The following is a 9,531-nucleotide window of genomic DNA, read 5'->3' as shown; positions in this document are numbered from 1 at the left end:
GGGGTAAAAGGGCAACCCGTAACTGGGACCTGGAAGATGAAGTCTGGCTGAATCCAGACCGGTCAGTTGCCGGACAGCTAAGGCAAGCTGTGTGAGTTGAGGCGACAACTATGTTGACAAACACCGCGTTAGCATCAACAAACTTTCCCAGAGTAATCGTCTTAACTTTTCCAGCATGACGCTTTTGCACCTGAAAGGTCTTGGTTCCGGACTTACTACTGACCTTGATTCGCAAGCCAGCCCCCAGTTCATCGCGCACAAAATAATCTTGCTTAGCCGGTTTCAGAGCCATCAACTTACTCTTGCTGAAACGCATAACCTTTTTATTGCTCATCACTGAGTCCTCCCTGATCAGTCGTAGTGATAGAGTCAATATGCTGTTTTTTCAGGAGAGAGCCATGAAGTAGCGGTTCCATCAAATCAAAACGATGAAGAACGATTTTTATCCATATTTTTTGGCGTCTAAAAAAGCCAATCTTATGGATGACCAGAACGATCAAGAGCGAGTAAAACAGATAAAATAATGATCGATATAGACGACTATGGATACAATCTGACGGCGAAAAACGAGAAAATCTCGATCTCAGGTGTAGGCTATACGTAGGATAGAATTTTTTGAAGGGAGAAATGTAAGCACTTACTGTCAGTGCAGATACCGCCGTTATGGCGCACCCGAGAGGATTCGAACCTCTGACCTCTGCCTCCGGAGGGCAGCGCTCTATCCAGCTGAGCTACGGATGCACTTCCAGAGCAGCAGACAGCTGCTCCAGCGGTTGCCAATAATACTGATCCACCCTTGGACTGTCTATGATTTTTTTACTGCTGCCTGGTACCAATTTCAAAAGCGTCTCAGTCTTCTTTTAATGACCTGCTCTCATCATCGGCATTCCGTGAGCTGGCTCAGTAAGTTGTTCAAGCCCCGGTCGAGTACTTAATAATGGCAAACCACGATAATTACCGAAACCCACAATGTATAAACCCCTGTTTCGGGGATACCAATTGATCTATAATCCCATTGCCCGGAATAATTCGGCTACACAGGCGAAAGCTTATCAGCGAGTCTTAAGCTACTTTTTACCAGCTCTGGCAGTATCAGCTCTGGCAACGCCTAAAATAAGATAGCCATTAATCGCCTTAAGAGGACAAGCGAGTGTCAATGGGAACTCATATGCGTGCTTTGATTCTGTTAGTCGGGGGACTATTCGCGTCGCTGGTGTTTGCCAAGCCGACTGCAGACCTTGATTCAATTACTCGTGGTGAGATAAGCGAGCGTCTTGCTCCTGTGGGCTTCGTCTGTCTCGCAGGTGAAGAGTGTGCCAGTGCCGCCGGGGTAGTAGCCAGCTCCAGCAGTGGCCCGAGAAGTGGCGATGCAATTTACAATCAGTTTTGTGTGGCCTGTCATGGCTCTGGCCTGTTAGGTGCTCCCAAAAAGGACGATGCCGCAGCATGGCAAGCCGCTGAGAAAACCGCTGGCGGGTTCAGCAGCCTGCTGTCCAATGCCATTAACGGTATTCGCAGTATGCCTGCCAAAGGTACCTGTATGGATTGTTCTGATGAAGAGATCAGTATCGCGATAGAACACATGAGCGGCCTCAAGCCCTGACCTCTTCCTTCAGTTTGATCAGCCGCTGGCCGCTTTTGCCAGCGGGCTGATAAATCCTTCCGGCTTCACCGCCAGTATTGAGCAGTAGATGCTGTTCATGATGTTTTCAGCCGTATTCCCCACCAGAATGCCTTCCTTATGGCGACCAAGCGTGCCCATCACAATAACATCAACATTCAGCTCATTGGCCAGTTGCTGGATTTCGGTCGCCGGGTTGCCCCTGAGCAGATGAATGGATACCTGCTGGTCATCATTCTCAGTCACGCCAACTTCCTGCATGACCTCCTGTAATTTGTTGTGGTAGCGCCGCTGGGTTATTTCCTGCAATTCATAAAGCTCTTCATCAGACAATGTTTTCAGGGAGCGCCGACCCAAGGGTACATTCCAGACACTGACCAGATGCAACGCAGCCTTTTCCTGACTGGCCAGATAGAGACCGTATTGTAAAAGCGTGCGATTCAGATCATGGGCATCCGAGTCCGGGTCGCCAGCATCCACGGCCACCAGGATTTTGCCATTGAATTGTGGGAGCTGATCCCGGTCGGCCATCATCAAAATGGGCACCGGGCATTTTCTGAGCAAAGCCAGGTCATTGCCCGTTAACTGTTTACGAGTCAGCGCGCCACTGGCATCCGCCAGTTTGATGACCAGGTCAATATGATGTTCTTTGATCACCTTGTAAATGGCTTGCCGGGGTCGGCCGGGAACAATCAATGTCTCTGCTTCGATCCCCTGCTCCCAGGCCATGGCCTTGAGGCGCTCAAGCTCATCCTCAAGTTGCTGCCTGAGGTGGTCTTCCAGTTTTTTTTCCAATGGGACAAATTGCAGATGATTCAGAGTTTCCAGGCTCTGGTCAAACAGGGCGATCAATAAGGTGGCCCGGTTATCCAGAGCCAGCCGAAAGGCCTGCTGTAGCTCCATATCCGAGGTGTGTTGCCGGGTAACGGCCAGAAGAATCGAACGAAAAGCATGCATCAATTTAGTCTCAAACCGATCACAACCCTACCCATTATCGCAGGAATTGGTCGCCCTGCCAGATATTCTGTTGATAACTCCGGAATTCTGCCTGGTAACCAATAAGTAGCTAACCATATGAAATCATATATTTCTGACTCCATATGGCCAGCTACTTAGGAACAGACTTGTAGAACAATGTTACTGCTATATAATCTCGCTCCCTATTATTTTCCTTGTATAAGGTTCACGGCACGTTTATGAAACCGATTAAGAGAACGTTCATCGTCGCCGCACTGCTCTGTGCTGCCCAACTCCAGGCCTCAGATGACAAGGCTGAAAAACTGTATTTCTATAACTGGACCGATTACATCGCGGAAGATACCGTCAAGAACTTTTCCGACAAAACTGGCATCGACGTAGTTTATGACGTTTATGACAGTAATGAGGTACTTGAAGGTAAACTGCTCTCCGGTCGCAGCGGTTTCGATCTGGTCTCTCCTTCCCACGATTTCTACAAGACCCAGATTCGTGCCGGTGTCTATGAGCCGCTGGATAAGTCCAAACTGCCTAATTTGAAACATCTTGATCCCGTCATTATGAAGGCGATCTCAGACAACTTTGATGAAAACAATACCTACGGTATCCCTTACCTCTGGGGAACCACCGGTATTGGCTATAACAAGGCGGCTGTCGAAAAAGCGCTCGGCAAGGATGCCCCTGTGGATAGCTGGTCTCTGATCCTTGAGCCGGAGAATATGAAGAAGCTGCAAAGTTGTGGTGTTGCGTTTCTTGACGCTGCAAGTGAAGTGCTGCCGTCTGTGATGGCTTACCTCGGCATTCCCGGCGATAGTCTGGATATGGCGGATTACAAACAAGCCGTGGCCAAGATGAAAGAGATTTCTCCTTACATCGCTTACTATCACTCTTCCCGCTCTCTGTCTGACCTGGCCAATGGCGATATCTGTGTGGCCCTGATGTGGTCTGGTGACGCGATGATTGCCAGAGATCGGGCTAAAGAAGCGGGTAACGGCCTGGATATCCGCTATGTCGTGCCCAAAGAAGGTGCAGCCATGTGGTTTGATATGCTGGCCATTCCTAATGATGCGCCTCACAAAGACGCCGCCCACCAGATGCTGAACTACCTGATGGAACCTAGGGTGATTGCTGATGTGACCAACTACGTGACCTATAGCAACCCTAACCCTGCTTCTAAACAGTATGTGGATGCAGATATTGCTAAAGACCCCGGTGTCTTCCCAAACGATGAAACCATGGAAAAACTCTTTGTTTTCAAAGAACTGCCATCCAAACTGAAGCGTTACATCACCCGCGAGTGGTCCAGAATAAAATCTGGCAACTGATCTTTTGCCAACAGTTATCAGAAGTTGATCCTTCTGATAACTGTCACTCTGGCTCCATTTATCCAATAACCGCTAAAAAAAACCTCCAGTACTGCCCAATACGCCATAATTTATAAATTGAATCATTTTCACCCGGCCATTACATGGACAGTAACATCACCTCTCTCAGTATCCTGATTTTGGAAGACCACCCCTTTCAGCGAGTGGTGGCAGAGCAAACGGTCTCAGGCCTTAATATTGACAGACTGCATACAGCAAAAAGCAGCAAAGAGGCTCTGAAGTTTCTGCAAAACAGGGATGCCGTTGATATCGTCATCTGTGACCTCGATATGCCGGGTATGGACGGTATCCGGTTTATCCGCCACCTTGCGGAGCAAAAGCTTGCCCGGGGCGTAATTGTGCTCAGCGCCATGGAGGCAGCTTTAGTCCGAATGGTCAGTGATATGGCTCAAGCTCATGGCCTGATGGTGCTGGGCCATATCCCCAAACCAATGTCCCGTCCCCGTCTGAGAGAATTACTGGAATTTTACTGCTCAGAACAGACTGAGAATAACGCCTGCCCCGTCACCACCAGAGAGCTGGTCTTTGATGAAGAAGCCCTTGAGAAAGCCATTGAAGCCAATCAGTTCGTGCTTTACTACCAGCCGAAGGTCTTGCTGAAAAGTGGCCGAATGATTTCTGTTGAAGCGCTAACCCGCTGGCATCACCCGGAAGCTGGCGTTATCAGCCCAGTCCACTTTATCCCCATGATGGAGAGCTCTGGCCTGATAACCCCCATGACCACAAAAATGATCGACCTGGCACTGGAGCAGATTCAAGTCTGGCGTGAACAGGGCAGAAACATTGCCGTTGGCATCAACCTTTCTGCAGCCACTCTCACCAATACAGACCTTCCCGACATGCTGATTGGTAAGATGCGGGGTTTGAGTATTCCACCAGAGCTCCTGACTCTTGAGATTACCGAAAGCAGTCTGATTGAAAATGCTGCGCTTTCCCTGGAAACACTGGCCAGACTCAAACTCCATGGTTTCTCTCTCTCTATTGACGACTTCGGTACTGGCTATTCCAGCATGCAGCAGTTAAACCGAATCCCTTTCAGTGAGCTGAAAATTGATCGCTCATTTGTCTCTAATGCCTGTAGTGACAAAAACCATAAAGCGATTGTTGAAGCCAATATCAGCTTGGCCCACAAATTGAATATGCAAACCGTTGCCGAGGGAGTAGAAACACTCGAAGGCTGGCAATTGCTGAATGAGTTAAATTGTGACCAGGCACAAGGCTACTTCATTGCCAGGCCAATGCCCGCCGATGAAATCCCCCGGTGGGAGCGGGAGTGGCTGGCAAGACAACCGATTACACTACCCAAGCCCTGTATCTGAAAATGCATTGACACAGGTAGTCATGCAATCTGCCAATATTTTTCTGCCTGAACTATATTCACTTTTCGAAAATGATGTTTCATTGATCTGCTTCAGTACGTTTGCTGCACCGTTGATGCATGATGAACACCTCCAAGAATTTTAAACTGTTATTTGCATCTCAAGGGTTGAATGACGTCTATGTCGCGTATTCTCAAGCTGTCGCTGATTGCAGCCTCTTTCTTCTTTCTGTTTTTCATTCCCGCTGAATTTATCCCTATTGCCAACCTCACCATTGAACAGCAACGGGTGCTGGCTATTTTCCTGATGGCCACATTGCTCTGGGTCTCTGAGGCCGTGCCAGCCTATGCAACGTCACTGCTTATTCTGGGCCTGCTGGCCACCATGGTGTCCAATACCAGCCCGTACTTTCTCCGGGAAGCATTGAATCCGGAGGCCATGCTCAGCTACAAAGAAATTCTCAGCAGTCTGGCAGCCCCGGTTATTGTCCTGTTTCTTGGCGGTTTTTTCATTGCCATTGCTGCCACGAAGTACAAACTGGACATCAACCTGGCCAGAGTATTGTTAAAACCCATTGGCAGTGATTACCAGAAAGTGATGCTCGGTTTGATGGGTATTACCGCCTTCTTCTCCATGTTTATGAGTAATACCGCAACAACAGCGATGATGCTTACCTTGCTGACGCCATTGCTGGCAAACGTTGATACCACGGATAATGCCGTCAAGGGTGTTATTCTTGCTGTGCCCATTGCCGCCAATATCGGCGGTATTGGAACCCCCATCGGCACGCCACCGAACGCCATTGCTTTTCGCTATTTAACCGGCGAGCATGCCATCACCTTTGGCGAGTGGATGCTGTTTGCCATCCCCATGGCCGTGGTATTAATTATGATTGCCTGGGTATTATTGCGTAAACTTTATCCGGGAAACATCAAAGAGCTTGCCGTTAAAATCGAATGCACCTTTGAACAATCGCCAAAAGCCTACCTTGTTTATGCAACAACCGCCGCGACGGTACTGCTATGGACCACCTCCAGCATTCATGGCGTAAACTCGTACACTGTCGCCTTACTGCCAGTTATCGTTTTCTCCCTTTCAGGCATTATCGATACCGACGACATCAAAAATATTAACTGGGATGTACTCTGGCTGATTGCCGGCGGTATTGCCCTGGGCTATGCCCTGGAAAAAAGCGGCCTGGCACGCTCTATTGTTCACACCATTCCCTTCGACACCATGGGAACCTTTGTGGTGTTATTCCTGATGGCTGTGGTCTCAATGGTGATGGCAACATTTATGTCCAATACCGCCACAGCAAACCTGCTGATGCCAATTGCGGTTTCAGTCGCTACGGTTCTGAGCGGGCTGGAAAATTATGGCGGGATCAGCCTTATGGTTATCTCGGTTGCTCTCTCAGCATCCATGGGAATGTCACTGCCTATCAGTACTCCACCCAACGCTTTGGCCCATGCCACCGGAATGGTTGCCAGCAGAGACTTTATCAAGGCTGGTAAGTTCATCAGTACCATTGGTGTCATTCTGATCTTTGCAGTGATTACCCTGCTGGGTGTGTTGGGTTACTTCTGATCAGACTCCCTCTATTTGGCAACCCCGAACTCGGGGTTGTCATCTCTTTCAACGTCAAAAATAAAACGCATACCTGACATTCCCCCTTAAAAGAAGCCCATCCAGGTCATCAGCATCAATACCGAAAAGATCAATAAAACCCCCAGCGGACTTAAAATCTGAGCGGTTTTGATAAAGTCCCTGGTATCCACCAACCCTGTAGCATGAGCCAGTGCATTGGGCGGTGTGCTGATTGGCAGGCCCATCCCCAGGGAAGACGCCAGGGCAACCGCCGTACCCATCACAACCAGTCCTCCCTGCTCTGCAATACTGACCACAGAATTGGACATGGAGATGGCAATGGGCATTAACAGGTTTGCAGTGGCCGTATGGGACATAAATGTCGCCATAATCATACAAAGCACGCTGATGCCCAGGATGATGGTCACCGCATCGAACTGTTCAAATGGCACCATACTGACAAGCAACCCGGCAAGACCAGACGAGGCAAGCGCAGTACCAATGGCAATACCACCGGCAAGCAGCCAGAGCACATCCCAGCTGATATGCTTCAGATCATGCTTATCAACAATGCCACACAGGCTGAATACAGCCACCGGAATAATGCCAACGGCACAGGCATTAATGCCGTGGACATCGGAGAACACCCACAGCAGGATGGTCACCACAATAGTGATATAAACAATGTACGGCTTCAGCCCTCTTTCAAAACGGCCATCAATCCGGACATCCAGATCGCCACCATTGGAGGGGTACATCTTTTGCAGTAACCACCAACTGAAAGCAATCATAGCGACAGTAATCGGTACGGCAAACAGCATCCAGCCACCAAACGACAACGCATGCTCACCGACAAAATAACGGAAAGCGATGGCGTTGGGCGGAGTTCCAATCGGGGTCCCCATACCACCCAGGTTTGCGGCAATAGGAATACTCAATACCATTGCCCGACATCCGGGATCTTCACTGTCCATTCGAGCCAACAATGGCGTCATAATAGTCAGCATCAACACACTGGTCGCTGTATTGCTCATGAACATGGAGAAGGTGGCCGTGATGATCATCACACCAAGCATCACAATTTCATACTTCTGGCCAAAAGGCTTTAACAGAACACGAGCCAGATTGATATCTACCTTGTACTTGGCACAGGCCAGAGCAATAAAGAACCCGCCCAGAAAAAGGACAATGATGGGTGATGCCAGACTATTGAAAATAGACACATAGTTCAGCATGTCTTCACCAAGACCATCCCTGAGCGGAAAAGGTGCGCTGTTTGAAGCGGTCAATACCAAGAGTGTAATAATCAGAAGAGATGTTGCAAAGGCTGGCACGGCATCACTGACCCACATCAGGGTTGCCAGAATAAAAATGGCCAACACCCGCTGCTGCAAAATTGACAAGACACCTTCGGGAAACACCATTTCCGGAAAGCCGAACAGCCCCAGAAAGATGATTGCTATTGGAACAACCTTTTTAAGCGGAGTCATTTACAACATACCGTACATGAGCAGTTAAAATGGATCAGCGTGCTCTAAAGGCTGGAACGCTGAAGCTGATCAACAGAAAGCAGACATAATCATTTTTAAATAATTAACAGTTAAGACAATTAAATTGTTCAGTGCAAAATTGTGCCTATCAATACCTTGAGCCAGAACACAGACTTATTAATGAATAATTTTGCATAAGATAAGGTTAAATACTATTAATCAGATCATATAGATAACCTTTTCTTAAAGCATAAAAATAGTGAAAAAATATACAATATAAAAGCTTTGCATGATTATGATGTTAGAAAAAAAACAGCAGCAAAAACATTGAACACTCACAGGTCAGAGACCCAGACTTAACCAAGGAAATAAATAACAAGTTTCAACAACTCATCTTTGGAAAAGATAATTGCTCTTACAAACAATCAATTTGGTGTGAAGAAGAACATTCACAGAGATGGTGATATCCCATGGCCAGAATCAGGTGCATTTGATTCAAGCGCAGCGCTACTTAAGCGAAGATAGGATTTTTCTGTTGCACTTTTTAACCATGATAAAATAAAACCCCCGACAGCCAAGCTATCGGGGGTTTATATTTTGTGCCTGAAGATGACCTACTCTCACATGGGGAGACCCCACACTACCATCGGCGATGCATCATTTCACTGCTGAGTTCGGGATGGGATCAGGTGGTTCTAATGCTCTATGGTCTTCAGACTAAACTGGTATCTTCAAGCTTTACTCTCAAAGATTATAGAATTTGGTGCCTGGCGATGACCTACTCTCACATGGGGAGACCCCACACTACCATCGGCGATCGGTCATTTCACTGCTGAGTTCGGGATGGGATCAGGTGGTTCTAACCTTCTATGGTCGCCAGGCTTAACTGGTTTGAGTGGGCAGTTGGCAGTTGGCAGTCGCCAGTTGACTTCTACTCACTCTGGAATCCGTTGTTAATTAAGCTGTTCTTGCTAAACACTCTACTGCGCATGGCGGTTGACTGCCGACTGGTTACTGCCGACTGCCCACTGTCTTTTAAATCGCTTTGGCGTTATATGGTCAAGCCGCACGAGTCATTAGTATTGGTTAGCTCAATGCCTCACAGCACTTACACACCCAACCTATCAACGTCATAGTCTTTAACGGCTCTTCAG

7 protein-coding genes, 1 tRNA gene and 3 rRNA genes are annotated in these 9,531 nt (G+C 48.1%); 4 read left to right on the top strand and 7 right to left on the bottom strand.

The window, feature by feature from the left end; genetic code table 11:
• Positions 1–334, bottom strand: a 334-nt coding sequence (locus J7439_RS24390; protein WP_209204655.1) for an Arm DNA-binding domain-containing protein, incomplete at its 3' end; no start/stop codon positions are given.
• 330 nt (positions 335–664) lie between these two features.
• Positions 665–741: transfer RNA gene (locus tag J7439_RS24385), tRNA-Arg, on the bottom strand.
• Positions 742–1,168: 427 nt separating this feature from the next.
• Here J7439_RS24385 and J7439_RS24380 point away from each other — a divergent pair.
• Positions 1,169–1,603 carry a c-type cytochrome gene (locus J7439_RS24380; protein ID WP_209204654.1) on the top strand — a complete coding sequence of 145 codons (435 nt, stop codon included), beginning with the start codon at positions 1,169–1,171 and terminating at the stop codon, positions 1,601–1,603.
• A gap of 18 nt (positions 1,604–1,621) precedes the next feature.
• On the opposite strand, the gene J7439_RS24375 is transcribed toward J7439_RS24380, so the two are convergent.
• Positions 1,622–2,578, bottom strand: coding sequence for a universal stress protein (locus tag J7439_RS24375; RefSeq protein ID WP_209204653.1), 957 nt, complete (start codon positions 2,576–2,578; stop codon positions 1,622–1,624).
• 239 nt (positions 2,579–2,817) lie between these two features.
• On the opposite strand from J7439_RS24375, the gene J7439_RS24370 reads away from it, so the two are divergent.
• The 3 genes from J7439_RS24370 (at position 2,818) to J7439_RS24360 (ending at position 6,887) form a co-directional block, all read left to right on the top strand.
• Positions 2,818–3,921 (top strand): polyamine ABC transporter substrate-binding protein, encoded by a 1,104-nt coding sequence (locus J7439_RS24370; RefSeq protein WP_209204652.1) that lies wholly within the window; start codon positions 2,818–2,820, stop codon positions 3,919–3,921.
• A gap of 143 nt (positions 3,922–4,064) precedes the next feature.
• Entirely contained in the window at positions 4,065–5,300 is a 1,236-nt protein-coding gene (locus tag J7439_RS24365; protein ID WP_209204651.1) for a GGDEF/EAL domain-containing response regulator, read from the top strand.
• Positions 5,301–5,480: 180 nt separating this feature from the next.
• On the top strand, positions 5,481–6,887 hold the full coding sequence (locus tag J7439_RS24360; RefSeq protein ID WP_209204650.1) for an SLC13 family permease: 1,407 nt from the start codon (positions 5,481–5,483) through the stop codon (positions 6,885–6,887).
• A gap of 86 nt (positions 6,888–6,973) precedes the next feature.
• Here the strand turns inward: J7439_RS24360 and J7439_RS24355 are convergent, their stop codons facing one another.
• The 4 genes from J7439_RS24355 to J7439_RS24340 all read right to left on the bottom strand — a co-directional run.
• The gene (locus J7439_RS24355; RefSeq protein WP_209204649.1) at positions 6,974–8,377 is read right to left on the bottom strand and encodes an SLC13 family permease; all 1,404 of its coding nucleotides are present in this window, start codon (positions 8,375–8,377) and stop codon (positions 6,974–6,976) included.
• Positions 8,378–8,978: 601 nt separating this feature from the next.
• Positions 8,979–9,094: ribosomal RNA gene (gene rrf, locus J7439_RS24350) — 5S ribosomal RNA — on the bottom strand.
• Positions 9,095–9,142: 48 nt separating this feature from the next.
• A 5S ribosomal RNA gene (rrf, locus tag J7439_RS24345) occupies positions 9,143–9,258 on the bottom strand.
• A 174-nt stretch (positions 9,259–9,432) separates the two neighbouring features.
• A 23S ribosomal RNA gene (locus J7439_RS24340) occupies positions 9,433–9,531 on the bottom strand; the annotation flags it as partial.

The organism is Salinisphaera sp. G21_0, from assembly GCF_017744115.1.
GTDB lineage: Bacteria > Pseudomonadota > Gammaproteobacteria > Pseudomonadales > Endozoicomonadaceae > Endozoicomonas.
This window is presented reverse-complemented; position numbering and strand designations above follow the sequence as displayed.